Source organism: Flavobacterium sp. CF136, assembly GCF_000282055.1.
GTDB lineage: Bacteria > Bacteroidota > Bacteroidia > Flavobacteriales > Flavobacteriaceae > Flavobacterium.
In genome coordinates this window covers 97298-112294 of the sequence record NZ_AKJZ01000040.1, presented here as the reverse complement: position 1 = coordinate 112294, position 14997 = coordinate 97298, and the positions used below count along the sequence as shown (strand labels likewise).

General features: G+C 33.2%; 11 protein-coding genes. 9 read left to right on the top strand and 2 right to left on the bottom strand.

The genetic code is table 11. From position 1 onward, the window contains the following. Window position 1: 1 nt before the first annotated feature. The 9 genes from PMI10_RS12700 (at window position 2) to dusB (ending at window position 12090) form a co-directional block, all read left to right on the top strand. Window positions 2-610 (top strand): outer membrane beta-barrel protein, encoded by a 609-nt coding sequence (locus PMI10_RS12700; RefSeq protein ID WP_007808489.1) that lies wholly within the window; start codon window positions 2-4, stop codon window positions 608-610. A 6-nt stretch (window positions 611-616) separates the two neighbouring features. Continuing rightward, a complete protein-coding gene (locus PMI10_RS12695; RefSeq protein WP_007808488.1) occupies window positions 617-988 on the top strand; it encodes a 3-hydroxyacyl-ACP dehydratase in 372 nt (123 codons plus the stop codon). Window positions 989-990: 2 nt separating this feature from the next. Further along, the gene (locus PMI10_RS12690) at window positions 991-1476 is read left to right on the top strand and encodes a hypothetical protein (protein ID WP_007808487.1); all 486 of its coding nucleotides are present in this window, start codon (window positions 991-993) and stop codon (window positions 1474-1476) included. An 18-nt stretch (window positions 1477-1494) separates the two neighbouring features. Then, on the top strand, window positions 1495-2685 hold the full coding sequence (locus PMI10_RS12685) for a DUF2062 domain-containing protein (protein WP_007808486.1): 1191 nt from the start codon (window positions 1495-1497) through the stop codon (window positions 2683-2685). Window positions 2686-2782: 97 nt separating this feature from the next. Next, on the top strand, window positions 2783-6469 hold the full coding sequence (locus PMI10_RS12680) for a 1-acyl-sn-glycerol-3-phosphate acyltransferase (protein WP_007808485.1): 3687 nt from the start codon (window positions 2783-2785) through the stop codon (window positions 6467-6469). After that, window positions 6466-7983 (top strand): phytoene desaturase family protein, encoded by a 1518-nt coding sequence (locus tag PMI10_RS12675; protein ID WP_035631830.1) that lies wholly within the window; start codon window positions 6466-6468, stop codon window positions 7981-7983. Before PMI10_RS12680 ends, PMI10_RS12675 begins: the two co-directional genes overlap by 4 nt. A 10-nt stretch (window positions 7984-7993) precedes the next feature. Then, the gene (locus PMI10_RS12670; protein WP_007808482.1) at window positions 7994-9661 is read left to right on the top strand and encodes an acyl-CoA--6-aminopenicillanic acid acyl-transferase; all 1668 of its coding nucleotides are present in this window, start codon (window positions 7994-7996) and stop codon (window positions 9659-9661) included. Further along, entirely contained in the window at window positions 9658-10956 is a 1299-nt protein-coding gene (locus tag PMI10_RS12665) for a phenylacetate--CoA ligase family protein (RefSeq protein ID WP_007808479.1), read from the top strand. The genes PMI10_RS12670 and PMI10_RS12665 overlap by 4 nt, the downstream gene beginning before the upstream one ends. Before the next feature lie 141 nt (window positions 10957-11097). Further along, window positions 11098-12090 (top strand): tRNA dihydrouridine synthase DusB, encoded by a 993-nt coding sequence (dusB, locus tag PMI10_RS12660; protein WP_007808477.1) that lies wholly within the window; start codon window positions 11098-11100, stop codon window positions 12088-12090. 47 nt (window positions 12091-12137) lie between these two features. On the opposite strand, the gene PMI10_RS21710 is transcribed toward dusB, so the two are convergent. Then, entirely contained in the window at window positions 12138-13430 is a 1293-nt protein-coding gene (locus tag PMI10_RS21710) for a hypothetical protein (RefSeq protein WP_050992450.1), read from the bottom strand. A 53-nt stretch (window positions 13431-13483) separates the two neighbouring features. Further along, on the bottom strand, window positions 13484-14911 hold the full coding sequence (locus PMI10_RS12650) for an MATE family efflux transporter (protein ID WP_007808472.1): 1428 nt from the start codon (window positions 14909-14911) through the stop codon (window positions 13484-13486). Window positions 14912-14997 lie beyond the last annotated feature (86 nt).

The following is a 14997-nucleotide window of genomic DNA, read 5'->3' as shown; positions in this document are numbered from 1 at the left end:
TATGAAAAAATTAATTGCAATCAGTTTTATTTTATTTATAAGTTCAATGAATGCTCAGGTAACATTTAAACCTGGTTTAAGAGTCGGAGCCGCTTTTTCTACTTTTTCAAATACCCGTTCAGATTATAAAACTGATTTTTATATTGGTGGTTTCGGTGAAATCAAATTAACTAAGATTTACACGTTGCAACCGGAAATCACTTATACCCGACAAGGTTCTAATAATGTTAAGACTTATATAGGTTATGATGAAAATGGTGATGATATTATTGAATATAATGATTTAGAAATTAACTATGTTTCGATTGCCATGATCAATAAATTTACATTTAATGATTTTCAGGTTCAGGTTGGTCCAACTATAGATTTTAGAACAAGTGATAATTTGATCCATGAAAAGTCTGATGCTGATTTAACTTTTGTTGCCGGTTTTGGTTATAAAGTGCCTTCGACAGGATTAACTATTGAAGCACGTGTTAAAAAAGGTTTAGTCGATGTTATTGACAGTGATTATTATGACAGTAATGCCAATAACAGCGATTATTTGTTTGGGGATTATAATACAAATATTAGCTTTCAATTGGGTGTTTCTTACGCCTTTGGTAAATAAAAAAATATGGTTTTAAAAGACTTTTATAAAATTCTCTCAGAAGAAAAAATAAATGATTCAAAATACATTGTTACTATTTTAGTGAATGAAAAGCATGAGGTTTTTAAAGGTCATTTTCCGGGAAATCCAATTATGCCGGGAGTTTGCATGATTCAGATTATTAAAGAACTTACCGAAGCTATTACAAAAAGTACTTTGATAATTCAAACGCTTGCGAATGTAAAATTCATGGCGCTTATTAATCCTGAAGCTACTCCGGAATTGCGTTTGGAACTTGATATCGTAACTACCGAAGATGATTTGGTAAAAGTAAAAAACACAACTTATTTTAACGACACCGTTTCTTTGAAACTAAGCAATGTGTATAAAAAAATATAATTATGAAACTACTTTTTTCATTGTTTTTATGGATTACATTTATTGGAAATCCTGATTTGGCTGCTATCCGAAAAATGTATCCAACGGTTACAAAATCTGAAACTAATGCCAAAGAATTTACGGCCAAACTTGCGAATATTTCTGATGATGATGATAAAGTTTTAGTAGCGTATAAAGCAGCTTCTGTTTTATTGGATTCAAAATTTGAAAAAAAGTTAGGAGAAAAAATGGCACGTTTTAAAGAAGGTGCCAAACTACTTGAATCAACTGTAAAAAGTGAGCCCAACAATATCGAAATCAGAATGATCCGATTGAGTATTCAGGAAAATGTACCTGGTATTACGGGTTATAAAAAAAATATTAAAGGAGACAAAAAATTCATAACAGAGCATTATGATGAGCAAAATAGCTCTTTAAAAGAATACCTTAAAAACTTTGTATTACAATCTAAAAGTTTCTCTGAAAAAGAGAAGCAATTTGTGAAGTAGGTAAAGAAAACACAACCAATGAAACCTATTTTATTACAGCAAGAACTACTAAGTTTAACGCATTTTTGTGTGATCGTTCCAACATACAACAATCACAAAACGTTAAAAAAAGTATTGGATTCCGTTTTAGATTACACTTCAAACGTCATAATTGTTAATGATGGTTCGACTGATGAAACGAGTGAAATTTTAAAATCATATTCTCATCTGCTACAAATTCATCATCCTGAAAACTTAGGAAAAGGAAGAGCTTTGAGAAACGGTTTCCGAAAAGCAATTGAAAAAGGTTTTGAATACGCCGTTACGATTGATTCTGACGGACAGCATTTTGCTGCTGACATTCCAAATTTTATAACTGAAATTCAAAAAGAACCGAATTCTTTATTGATTGGAAGCCGAAATATGACACAGGAAAATGTGCCGAAAAAAAGCAGTTTTGGGAATAAATTTTCCAATTTTTGGTTTCAATTTGAAACCGGAATTAAACTTGATGACACACAATCAGGTTTTAGATTATATCCATTGAAATTGATCCCTAAACAATATTACACCAATAAATTTGAGTTTGAAATTGAAGTAATTGTTCGTTCTGCATGGAAAGGCATTTTGGTTAAAAACATTCCGATTCAGATTTTATATGATCCTGCTGAGCGCGTTTCGCATTTTCGTCCGTTTAAAGATTTTACCCGAATCAGTATTCTGAATACTGTTTTGGTTGTAAATGCGCTTTTGTACATCAAACCGAGAGACTTTTTTCGAAAAGCAAAAAAAAAAGGTTTTAAAAAGTTTTTCCTTGAAGATATTTTAGAAAGCAACGATTCTAATTTTAAAAAAGCCGCTGCAATTGCATTGGGGATTTTTATTGGTCTGTCTCCTTTTTGGGGATTTCAAACGATATTACTTTTATCTTTTGCCACTTTACTCAGGCTCAATAAAGTCATTGCTTATTTATCTTCAAATGTGAGTTTTCCACCTTTTATTCCATTTATTATTTATGGCTCTTTAAAAATGGGAAGCTATTTTGTATCGAATGAAACTTCTTTGGTTTTAGACAGTTCACTTACGCTTGACGATATTCAGAAAAATGCAACACAATATATCGTTGGAAGTCTTATTTTAGCAACAGTTTCAGCACTGTTTTTTGGTCTTATCAGTTATTTGCTTTTAATGGCTTTTAGTTCTGATAAAAACAAAACTAACCTTGATTAAAATGTTTTTTGCCACAGATTCAGATTACTTCAAAATAAATCATTTTAATCTTTTAATCTGTGATAAAAAACAATAACAATAAATAATAAAAATATAAATGCATCACTATTTTTACGCCATTCATTTGTTTGTAAACCGAAGAAAATCCCTGTCGGTTTTATTGGCTGTCGCGATGCTTTTTGTATTCGGATTTTTTGCTTCTCAAATTAAATTTGAAGAAGATATTACCAAACTTATTCCAACAAACGACAAATCTGATGTTACGGCAAAAGTGCTGAAACAGCTTAATTTTGCTGATAAAATTACCGTTATTTTCAAATTGGAAAAAAATGGAACCGATGAAGATTTAAAAGAAATGGCAACCGTTTTTTCTGATAGTGTTTCAAAATCATGCAAGCCATACATAACCGGAATTCAGGGAAAAGTTGATGAAGAAAACATTCAGGAAACGATTGATTTTGTATACAATAATCTCCCACTTTTCCTTGAAAATAAAGATTATGCAGCTATTCAGGAAAAACTTCAAAAAGATAGTATTGCGGCAACCGTTCAGGGAAATTATAAATCGATTATCTCCCCTTCCGGATTTGTGACCAAAGATTTTATTCTGCAGGACCCGCTTGGGATTTCTTTTATCGCTCTAAAAAAATTACAACAGCTCAATGTTGGTGACGACTTTATACTTGACAATGGTTTTGTAATGACCAAAGACAAAAAGAAATTATTGCTTTTTATCACGTCAAATCTTCCGTCAAGCGAAACCGAAAAAAACACCCTTTTCGCAGCTAAGCTTAAATCGATTCAGGACAATCTGAATCAGAAATTCAAAACCAAAACTTCGATTAGTTATTTTGGTTCGGCTTTGATTGCTGTTGCAAATGCCGATCAAATTAAAAGCGATATTATCTTAACGACAACAATCGCAATGATAACTTTGATGCTGATCTTGATTTTATTCTACCGAAAAATATTGATTCCCCTGATCATTTTTCTTCCAACAGTTTTTGGAGCTCTGTTTGCTGTAGCTTTTTTATATTTTGTGAAAGAACAAATTTCAGCTATTTCATTAGGAATTGGTTCTATTCTATTGGGAATTACGATTGATTATTCTATTCATATCCTTACACATTACAAACACAACAGTGATGTGAAAACGCTGTACAAAGACATTACTATGCCTTTGATTATGAGCAGTTCAACTACAGCTGTTGCATTTTTATGTTTGTTATTTGTGAAATCGGAAGCGCTTAATGACTTGGGGATTTTTGCTGCCGTGATTGTTATGGCTTCTGCATTTTTCTCACTTTTAATTGTTCCGCATTTATATAAACCGAAAGAAAATAATTTTGATCATAAGAAAAATGTGATTGATAAATTGGCTCACTTTTCGTTTCACAATAATAAATTCCTGATTGGCTTTTGCGTTTTAATAACAATTATTTGTTGCTTTACTTATAATAATGTTGGCTTCAATAATGATTTGTCGCAATTAAATTTTGTTCCGAAAGAAATAAAAGCGGCCGAAAAAGAACTGGAAGAAAGTACAAGTTTAACCTCAAAAACAATTTATGTTGCTTCGTACGGAAAAAGTATGGAGGAAGTTTTGCAAAATAACAGCCGTCTTTTTTCAGATTTATCTAAAGAAAAACAAAACAAAAAAATATTAAATTTCAGCTCGGTTGGCGGAATTATGCTTTCACAAAAAGAACAGCAGCAGAAAATTGAAAAATGGAATTCTTTTTGGGATGCCAATAAAAAACAGCTTTTAAAATCCAATTTAATTACCGAAGGTTCAAAATTAGGTTTTAAACCTACAACTTACACAATCTTTTTTGATCATCTGGATTTTAATTTCAAACCGATTTCTGCAGCAGATTATCTAAAAATTCAGGCTTTGCAGCTGCATGAATTTGTAACTGAAAAAAATGGGTTTTTCACGATTTCAACTTTAGTAAAAGTAGCTCCAAAACAACGTGACGCTTTTGTAAAAATGGCTGAAACTAAAAAAAACCTGATTGCCATAGATCGTCAGCAAATGAACGAAACGTTTTTCAGTACTTTAAAAACCGATTTTAATTCTCTTGTAAATTATTCGTTTGTTGCCGTAATCCTGATTTTGTTTTTCTTTTTCCGAAGAATAGAATTAGTTATTGTAAGCTGTATTCCGATTGCCTTAACAGGAATTGTAACAGCAGGAATCATGGGCATTTTTGGTATCCAGATGAATATTTTCAGCATGATTGTCTGTACACTTATTTTTGGTCACGGGGTCGATTTTAGTATTTTCATGACAAGTGCACTCCAAAAAGAATATACAACCGGAAAAAACGAAATTGCAATTTACAGGACATCTATAATTCTAGCTGTAATTACTACAATTTTAGGAATTGGCGCAATGATTTTTGCAGGACATCCTGCATTAAAATCTATTTCATCAGTATCATTAATTGGAGTCTTTGCCGCACTCATTATCACTTTTATTTTCTATCCGATTCTTTTTAAATTATTCATTTCAAACCGTCCAAAAAACGGAAATGCCCCATTTCAGTTAAGAACCTTCCTTCACGGCATACTATCTTTTTTCTATTATGGCCTTGGTGGTGTTTTAATGTCTCTTTTTAGTTTGATCATTATGCCGATTCTTCCCATTAAGGAAAAAACAAAAATGAAAGGGTTTCGATATGCGATTTCAAAATTCATGAAATCAGTATTATATTCAAATCCGTTTCTTCATAAAAAAGTCATTAATACCTTTAATGAAAATTTTGAAAAACCGGCTATTATAATTGCGAATCATTCTTCGTTTTTAGATATTTTGATATGCGGAATGCTGAGTCCAAATATTATTTTTTTAGTAAATGATTGGGTTTACAACTCCCCTATTTTTGGTGCTACGGTTAGAAAAGCCGGATTTTATCCTGTCTCTGAAGGTCTTGAAGGCGGCGTTGAACATTTACGTCAAAAAATAAACGAAGGCTATTCATTGATGATTTTTCCTGAAGGAACCCGTTCAGAAAGCAATGAAATTAAGCGTTTTCACAAAGGTGCTTTTTATCTTGCCGAAGAGTTTAATTTAGACATTCTTCCTGTGGTCATTCATGGTGCTTCAGAAGCAATTCCGAAAGGTGATTTTGTAATTCACGATACCAGTCTTACCGTTTCTATTTTGGAAAGAATTGCACCTGATAATCTTTCGTTCGGAAAAAATTATGCCGAAAGAACCAAACAATTAAGTTCGTTTTTTAAAGCCGAATATCAAAAAATCCGTCAGGAATTAGAAGGCCCGGGATATTTCAAAAAAATGCTTGTGAACAGTTATGATTACAAAGAAGCAGAAATTATAAATAGTGTAAAAAGCAATTTAAAAACGCATCTGGAAACCTATTATCAGTTAAACAAGCATATTTCGGCAAAAGCCAAAATATTACATTTATCGAATGATTATGGGCAATTAGATGTATTATTGACTTTGCAGCAACCACAACGAAAAATATATTCCTATAATCCGGACGAAGAAAAACTGTCAGTTGCAAAAAACAATTATATCGCTACAAAAAGAAAAATCTCTTATCCGGAAAATCTTGAAACAGCTGCTCAAAATCAATATGATGTTGTTTTAATTTCGGAAGAAAATTATAATAATGATATTGAAAAAATTATTTCCACATCTTCCTGCGTAATTTTAGTGAATTGTCAAAGTTTAAAAACCACTTTGATTAACTTTGGTTTTGAATGTGTTTTGGAAGAAAATTCAATCGTCGTATTAAAGAAAAAATTAGAATGAAAAAGCATTATGATGTAGTTATTGTTGGCAGTGGTTTGGGCGGATTAGTGTCGGCAATTATTTTAGCAAAAGAAGGCTACAGCGTATGTGTGCTCGAAAAAAACAATCAATACGGCGGAAATCTTCAGACTTTTGTGCGTGATAAAACCATTTTTGATACCGGAATCCATTATATCGGAGGATTAAGTGAAGGACAAAATTTGTACAAATATTTTAAGTATATTGGCATTATCGATCATTTGAATTTAAAAAAAATGGATGAAGATGCTTTTGATATTATTTCATTTGAAGATGAAAATAAAGAATATCCACATGCTCAGGGATATGAAAATTTTGTGAACCAATTAGTAAAACATTTCCCCGAAGAGCAAACCTCAATTGAAAATTATTGTGCAAAAGTAAAATCAACCTGCGACTCATTCCCGCTATACAACTTGCAATGGGAAGGAAAATATGACAGTGAAATCCTGACATTAAACGCTAAAGAAACTATTGATCAATTTACCCAAAATGAAAAATTAAAAGCCGTTCTGGCCGGATCGAATTTTTTATATGCCGGAATTGCTGATAAATCACCTTTTTATGTTCATGCACTTTCTGTAAACTCTTATATCCAGAGTTCCTGGCGCTGTATAAACGGAGGAAGTCAAATAACAAAGCAGCTTTTAAAACAGCTTAAAAAGTATAATGGAGAATTTTTTAAATACAAAGAAGTCATCAATTTTAGTGTAGAAAACAATAAGGTAACTTCTGCAAAAATGAAAGACGGAACTGAGGTTTCAGGAACTTATTTTATTTCAAATATTGAACCCAAAACTACCTTGAAAATGGTGGGGGAACAAAACTTTAGAAAATCTTTTTACAGCAGGATTCAGAGCCTTGAAGGTGTTATTTCTGCTTTTAGCCTATATGTAGTTTTTAAACCTGAAACCTTCAAATATATCAATCACAATTATTATCATTTTAAGAATAGTACTGACGTTTGGAATGCGCACGATTATGATGAAAATTCATGGCCAAAAGCGTATATGGCTTCAATGAATGCCTCTAAAAATCTGGAAGAATGGGCAGACGGAATGACTTTTATCACTTATATGAAATATGATGATTTACTGCCTTGGGTAAATACTTTTAATACGACTGCAGAAGAAAACGATCGTGGCGAAAGTTATGAAGAGTTTAAATCCAGAAAAGCAGCTCGTTTTTTAGAAGAAATCGAAATAAAATTTCCCGGAATTAAGGATTGTATCAAATCTGTACATACCTCAACACCTCTTTCATATCGTGACTATATCGGAGGTCATAATGGCAATATGTATGGTTATGTAAAAGACTCTAATAATCCTATGAAAACTTTTATTGCACCAAAAACCAAATTGGATAATTTATATTTAACTGGTCAGGGTATCAACATGCATGGTGTTTTAGGTGTGACTATCGGAGCAGTTGTGACCTGTTCTGAAATTGTTGGAAAAGAGTATCTGGTTAATAAAATCAATCAGGCATCTGAATAAAAAGAGCGGTATGAAGAATCGAATCATAATCCATTTATTTTTCCTTTTTTTGTTGATACTGGTTTCGTGCGGTACTTCAAAATCCATGCGTCATGAGCCTGATATTTCAAATTATAATACCACAAAACCTATTGTAATAAAACAGTCAGATACAGTTTTTACTTCCGGTAAAAATTCTCTTTCAAAAAACAAACAAGGTCTTTGGGAATTATATGCAGAAGGTGATCCGCTGGAAATTGGTCTGACAACCGGAGCTTTATCAGATTCACTTCTAAAAAAACAGGAAGAGATTTTTTTCTCCCGAATTGAAAATATTGTTCCTTCAAAATTTCAGCAAAATTTGCTTCGGAATTTTCTAAAATGGTACAATAGAAAATTATATCAGAATGTTCCGAATGAATATCAAGCCGAAATTTATGGAGTTTCAAAATACACTTCGCATAACTTTGACAACTTAGCCAAACAATATCAGTTAAGTTTGTATTTGCACGCCGCACACGATATTGGTCATGCTTTGCAGGATTTGGCTTTGGTAGGCTGTTCTTCTTTTGCCGCCTGGGGTGAAAAATCTGAAGATGGTAATTTAATTCTGGGCCGCAATTTTGATTTTTATGTGAATGATGCTTTCGCGGAAAATAAAATAGTGGCGTTTTTAAATCCAAAAGAAGGACATCCGTTCATGATGGTTACCTGGCCGGGTATGGTTGGCGCTGTTTCCGGAATGAATAAAGAAGGTCTGACAGTAACCATAAATGCGGGGAAATCGGAAATTCCTTTGACTGCCAAAACACCAATTTCGATTCTGACACGTGAGATTTTACAATATGCCAAAAATATTGGTGAAGCGATTTCAATTGCAAAAAAAAGAAAAGTATTTGTTTCTGAATCAATTATGGTCGGAAGCGCTCAGGATAACAAAGCAATTCTGATTGAGATTTCACCGGAAAAAATGGGTGTTTACGATGTTCCAAACAGCAATCAATTGATTTGTTCAAATCATTTTCAGAGTGACGCATATAAAAATGACAAACGAAATGAATCACAAATTATCAATAGTCATTCGAAATATCGCTTTGAGAGAATGCAGGAATTGTTTGTTGAAAATCCAAAAATTAATCCTCAAATTGCTTCAGAAATTTTAAGAAATAAGGAAGGTTTACAAAATATAGCATTGGGTTACGGCAACGAAAAAGCACTCAATCAATTGATTGCACATCATGGAGTTATTTTTAAACCGAAAGAAAAATTAGTCTGGGTTTCTGCAAATCCATATCAGTTAGGCGAATTTGTATGCTATAATTTAGATTCTGTTTTTAAAGAAAGAAAACAGGAACCTGTTATTTCATTTCAAGAAAAAAACCTGAATATTGCCAAAGATCCATTTTTAGAAACTACGGCATTTAAAAACTATAAAAAATTCAGGATCGAAGATCACAAAATAGATTTATACTTAAAAAATAAAACTGAAATTTCTTTAGATTTTATTCAGAATTACCAATCTTTGAACCCTAATTATTGGGTTGTGTATTATAAAGCAGGGTTGTATTTTTACCAAAAGAAATACTTCCTCCTTGCTCAGGAAAATTTTAAAAAAGCATTAACCAAAGAAATTACAACTGTTCCTGATAAAGAAGCAATTGAAAAATATTTAAAAAAACTCAAAAGAAAATTACGATGATTCCAGCAATAGAAAAAGATTCTTTAGAAGAAATTAAAAATTTTCAAGAGCAAAAATTAGCAGAACTTTTAAACTATATCAGCAAAAATTCCCCTTTTTACAAACGCCTTTTTGCAGGACAAAATATTGATATTTCGAAAATTAAAACCCTCGAAGATTTACAACATTTACCAATAACAACAAAAGAAGATTTACAACAATACAACGATGATTTTTTGTGTGTTCCGCAGCATAAAATTATCGATTATGCGTCGACTTCAGGGACTTTGGGTGATCCGGTTACTTTTGGTTTAACCGATTCTGACTTAGACCGACTGGCTTATAATGAAGCTATTTCGTTTGCCTGTGCCGGAATTGCAGAAGGTGATGTTGTGCAATTAATGACCACAATCGACCGTAAATTTATGGCTGGTCTGGCTTATTTTTTAGGATTGCGAAAACTAAAAGTGGGTGTCATTCGCGTAGGCGCAGGAATCCCGGAATTGCAATGGGATTCGATTTTAAAATACAAACCTTCCTATTTAATAACGGTTCCTTCTTTTTTATTGAAGTTAGTTGAATATGCCGAAATTCATGGAATCGATTATAATAATTCAAGTATAAAAGGTGCAATCTGCATTGGAGAATCTTTAAGAAACCAGGATTTTTCGATGAATACTTTATCCAAAAAAATCGCTGAAAAATGGGACATTAAGTTATTTTCAACTTATGCTTCAACAGAAATGAGTACCGCGTTTACAGAATGTGAACATGGAATTGGCGGTCATCATCATCCGGAATTGATTATCACTGAAGTTCTGGATGAAAATAATAATCCGGTAAAAAATGGTGAAGCCGGCGAATTAACCTTTACCACTTTAGGAATTGAGGCCATGCCTTTATTGCGTTTTAAAACCGGAGATATTGTTCAGTTATATGATGAGCCATGTGCCTGCGGAAGAAATACTTTCAGAGTTGGACCGGTAATTGGCCGTAAAAAACAAATGATCAAATATAAAGGTACAACGCTTTATCCGCCTGCGATGAACGATGTTTTAAGCGATTTCGATAATATTGAAAACCATATTATTGAGATTTCTACCAATGATTTAGGTACAGATGAAATCCTGATAAAAATTGCCGTAAAAAATCAAACTCCGGAATTTTTACAGGAAATAAAAGATCATTTCAGGGCCAAATTAAGAGTAACTCCAAAAATTGAATTTGCCTCAAAAGAAATTTTAAATCCTTTGGTTTTTAATCCAATGAGTAGAAAACCAATTCGCTTTTTCGACTACAGAAAAACTACCATTTAGAGGTTCAAAGCTACAAAGATTCAGAGTAACAGAGGTTTAACTCTGTATCTAAAACCTTTGAGTCTTAGCTACTCTGACCCTTTGAACCTCTAATTGTGTCAATTCGGCTAAAAAGTTGTAATTTTGCACAAAATATTGAAGATGGTCAAGATTGGCAACATAGAATTACCCGAATTTCCTTTATTACTCGCACCGATGGAAGACGTGAGCGATCCGCCGTTTCGCAGATTATGCAAAACGCACGGTGCCGATTTAATGTATTCTGAATTTATTTCATCGGAAGGATTGATTCGTGATGCTATCAAAAGTAGAATGAAGCTGGATATTTTTGATTACGAACGTCCTGTTGGAATTCAGATTTTTGGTGGTGATGAGGAAGCAATGGCACTTTCGTCTAAAATTGTTTCTACAGTAAAACCGGATTTAGTTGATATTAATTTTGGGTGTCCCGTTAAAAAAGTAGTTTGCAAAGGTGCCGGAGCCGGAGTTTTGAAAGATGTTGATTTGATGGTACGTTTAACCAAAGCCGTCATTCGCAGTACTGATTTACCAGTAACTGTAAAAACTCGTTTAGGCTGGGATGACAACTCAATCAATATTGATGAAGTTGCCGAAAGACTTCAGGATATTGGTGTTCAGGCTTTGACAATTCACGCCAGGACCCGTGCACAAATGTATAAAGGCCACGCCGATTGGTCACATATTGCACGTGTAAAAAACAACCCAAGAATTACAATGCCTATTTTTGGAAATGGCGATATCGACAGTCCGGAAAAAGCATTAAAATATAAAAATGAATATGGTATTGACGGAATCATGATTGGTCGTGCTGCAATTGGTTATCCATGGATTTTTAACGAAATCAAACATTTCTTTAAAACGGGTGAGCACTTACCGTCTCCAACCGTTGCTGATCGTGTTGAAGCAGCGAGAAATCATTTGCAATGGTCTATGGACTGGAAAGGCGAGCGTTTAGGAATTGTAGAAATGCGCCGTCATTATACCAATTATTTCAAAGGAATTCACTCTTTTAAAGAATACAAACAAAAATTAGTGACTACAGATGAACCTGAAAATCTTTTCGCTGTTATGAAAGAAATCGAACAGGTTTATGCGGGATATGAATTTGTTTAAATCATCTTTTGCAAAGTTTAATAACTTTGCAAAAGATGATTTGTTTTTTATTTTGACTCTTTTTCAATTTTTTCCAGTCTTTTTTCTATATCCAGAAATTTTTTATTCTCCTCTTGAAGCTTTTGGATTTTCTTATTTTGTTCAATAGTATAAAGCGTCAACTCCTCTATTTTTTGTAGAAGTTTAGTATTCATTTCTCCCAAATTAATTCCATTCTTTAAAACATCTTCCTCACTTGGAATATTTTCTAAATGGCCCTTTTCAGCAATATGTTTTTCAACTTCTTCAAGTGTTGGCAACTCATATTCTTTTTTGAAAACAAAATCAGACCAACCCGTCAGATCAACTTTTACTTCTCTGGAATGAATTGTACCATTTACATCTAATTTATTGGTTGGATTTGAAATTCCTATACCAATATTACCATTGGTTCCGCTAATTACTAACGCATTATCTGTGATTTGTGCTCCATTATTATTATAAACTTGAAAATGAAGATTTTTATCTGCACCTCCATTATTTATTTGAAAAGCTTGACCGGTAGAGTCAAATATCTCACCTGTAGCCGCTTCTCTATTAAAAGCTAAAGTTCCAAAATATGATGAATCGACTCTAGGATGAATACTTACACCTGTACCTGTATTACCTGATTTAATAGTTAATTTGGAATTTGGAGAAGGTGTACCAATACCAATATTACCATTGGTTCCGCTAATTACTAACGCATTGTCTGTGATTTGTGCTCCATTATTATTATAAACTTGAAAATGAAGATTTTTATCTGCGCCTCCATTATTTATTTGAAAAGCTTGACCGGTGGGATCAAATATCTCACCTGTAGCCGCTTCTCTATTAAAAGCTAAAGTTCCAAAATATGGACTGTTTCCTGGATGAATGCTTACACCTGTATTGCCTGATCTAATCGTTAATTTGGAATTTGGAGCAGTTGTACCAATACCAATGTTTCCACTAATGGTTTGATTTCCAATAAAATTATTTGTTCCTCGAGTTGCTAGTTCATACCAATTTGGATTTATCGAAGTTGCTGCTCCAGATGCTAATTTTCTGAAATATAATTTATCATTTGTTGTTAATGATGAAGCTATCTGTAATTGATAATTATTAGTCCCATTTGGATGTCTAACTACTAACAAGTGCTGCCAACCATTTTCTGGCAATGTTCCAATTGGGTTAAGTCCATTATAACAGCCTGAACTAAGTGGCACTGTAAAATTATTAATTTCACTAGCGAATCCATCTCCTATTTGTTGAGATTGTATTGCAATTGTAAATAACACTCCCGCAATTGTAAACAGGATTCTTTTTAATTTATTTTTCATTTGAACAAACATTACATTCTTTTTTAGAGACAATATTACGGTTTTATTATTAATTATACCTGAATACGTTTCCACTTTCCTCTTTTGTAAAAGAAAATCCCGGCTAATGTTATAGCAGTTTCGGCAACTGGAATTGCAATAAAAACCCCTGTTGGTCCCATCTCAAAATGTTTTGCCAGTATAAAGGCTAAAGGTATCTGGAACAACCAAAACCCAAAAAAATTAATTCCAGTTGGAGTCCAGGTATCTCCTGCTCCATTGAATGTGTTAATCAATACCATACCGATTCCGTAGAAAACAAATCCGATACTCATAATTTGCAAAGCTTCAACCGCAATTGTTTTCACCATTTCATCATTGGTAAAAAACGAAATAATGTATTGACCAAAACATAACGTAACTATCATGATTGTTAGCATAAAAATTACATTGTATTTTGCAGTTGTAAAAACTGATTTTTCGGCACGATCAATTCGCTTGGCACCTAAATTCTGTCCAACCAAAGTTGCGGCAGCATTGCTTAATCCCCAAGCCGGAAGAATAAAAAACATCATAATTCTCAGCGCTGTTTGATAACCGGCAGAGCCATGATCTCCTCCTGTTGTTGCTACCAATTGTGCCAGGAAAATCCAGCTGCAGGATGCAATTACAAATTGTAAAACTCCTGGAGCGGCAATTTTTACCAATGCTTTTATTTGTTTAAAATCAGGTATGAAATAAGATGGAATGATTTTTAAAACGCCTTTTCCGAAGAATAAATGATACAATTGATAAAGAACTCCAATGCTTCTTCCTAAAGTAGTTGCCATTGCCGCACCCGTTAATCCGAAAGCGGGAATTGGGCCAAAACCATTAATTAAAACCGGACATAAAATAATATTGCAAATATTGGCTAACCAAAGACTCTTCATGGCAATGGCAGCATTTCCTGCTCCACGAAAAATTCCGTTGATTAGGAATAAAAGCATAATACATAAGCTTCCGCCAATCATAATTTGTGTAAATCGGTAACCGTGTTCGGCAGCTTCAAGAGATGCTCCCATCAAAATCAGAATATCTTTCGCATAAATTACGCCCAAAATACTCATCAAACTATTAACTGCAAAAGCAATAATGATGGCCTGCATTCCGGCTTTGGCGGCAGCGATTGGATCTTTTTCCCCAATGCGTCGCGCCACTACGGCTGTAGCTGCCATACTCATCCCAATTGCAATTGAATATATAATTGTAAGTACAGATTCGGTTAAACCAACGGTTTGTATTGCGAAACTACTGTGTTCTAAATGTCCGACGAAATATAAATCGACAAGTGCGAAAACGGACTCCATCATCATTTCTAAAACCATTGGAATGGCTAATAGAATGACTGCTTTTTTAATACTTCCGGCAGTGTAATCAAAAGATTCGTCTCCTTTGATTGCTAATTTTAAAGTGGTGAAAATTTTAGAGAATAAACTCTTTTTTATTGTTGTTTCTGTCATGATATATTTAGGATAAATGAAAAGATTAGTCCAGATACAAATAATCTGAACTGAAGAAAAAACGTAAGTATCCTAAATTATTTGAG

Bases quoted from the DNA above. Each gene is read 5' to 3' on its own strand.
- dusB (WP_007808477.1), top strand. From the start codon at position 11,098: ATGGTCAAGATTGGCAACATAGAATTACCCGAATTTCCTTTATTACTC.
- PMI10_RS12680 (WP_007808485.1), top strand. From the start codon at position 2,783: ATGCATCACTATTTTTACGCCATTCATTTGTTTGTAAACCGAAGAAAA.
- PMI10_RS12675 (WP_035631830.1), top strand. From the start codon at position 6,466: ATGAAAAAGCATTATGATGTAGTTATTGTTGGCAGTGGTTTGGGCGGA.
- PMI10_RS12685 (WP_007808486.1), top strand. From the start codon at position 1,495: ATGAAACCTATTTTATTACAGCAAGAACTACTAAGTTTAACGCATTTT.
- PMI10_RS12670 (WP_007808482.1), top strand. From the start codon at position 7,994: ATGAAGAATCGAATCATAATCCATTTATTTTTCCTTTTTTTGTTGATA.
- PMI10_RS12650 (WP_007808472.1), bottom strand. From the start codon at position 14,911: ATGACAGAAACAACAATAAAAAAGAGTTTATTCTCTAAAATTTTCACC.
- PMI10_RS12695 (WP_007808488.1), top strand. From the start codon at position 617: ATGGTTTTAAAAGACTTTTATAAAATTCTCTCAGAAGAAAAAATAAAT.
- PMI10_RS12665 (WP_007808479.1), top strand. From the start codon at position 9,658: ATGATTCCAGCAATAGAAAAAGATTCTTTAGAAGAAATTAAAAATTTT.
- PMI10_RS21710 (WP_050992450.1), bottom strand. From the start codon at position 13,430: ATGAAAAATAAATTAAAAAGAATCCTGTTTACAATTGCGGGAGTGTTA.
- PMI10_RS12690 (WP_007808487.1), top strand. From the start codon at position 991: ATGAAACTACTTTTTTCATTGTTTTTATGGATTACATTTATTGGAAAT.
- PMI10_RS12700 (WP_007808489.1), top strand. From the start codon at position 2: ATGAAAAAATTAATTGCAATCAGTTTTATTTTATTTATAAGTTCAATG.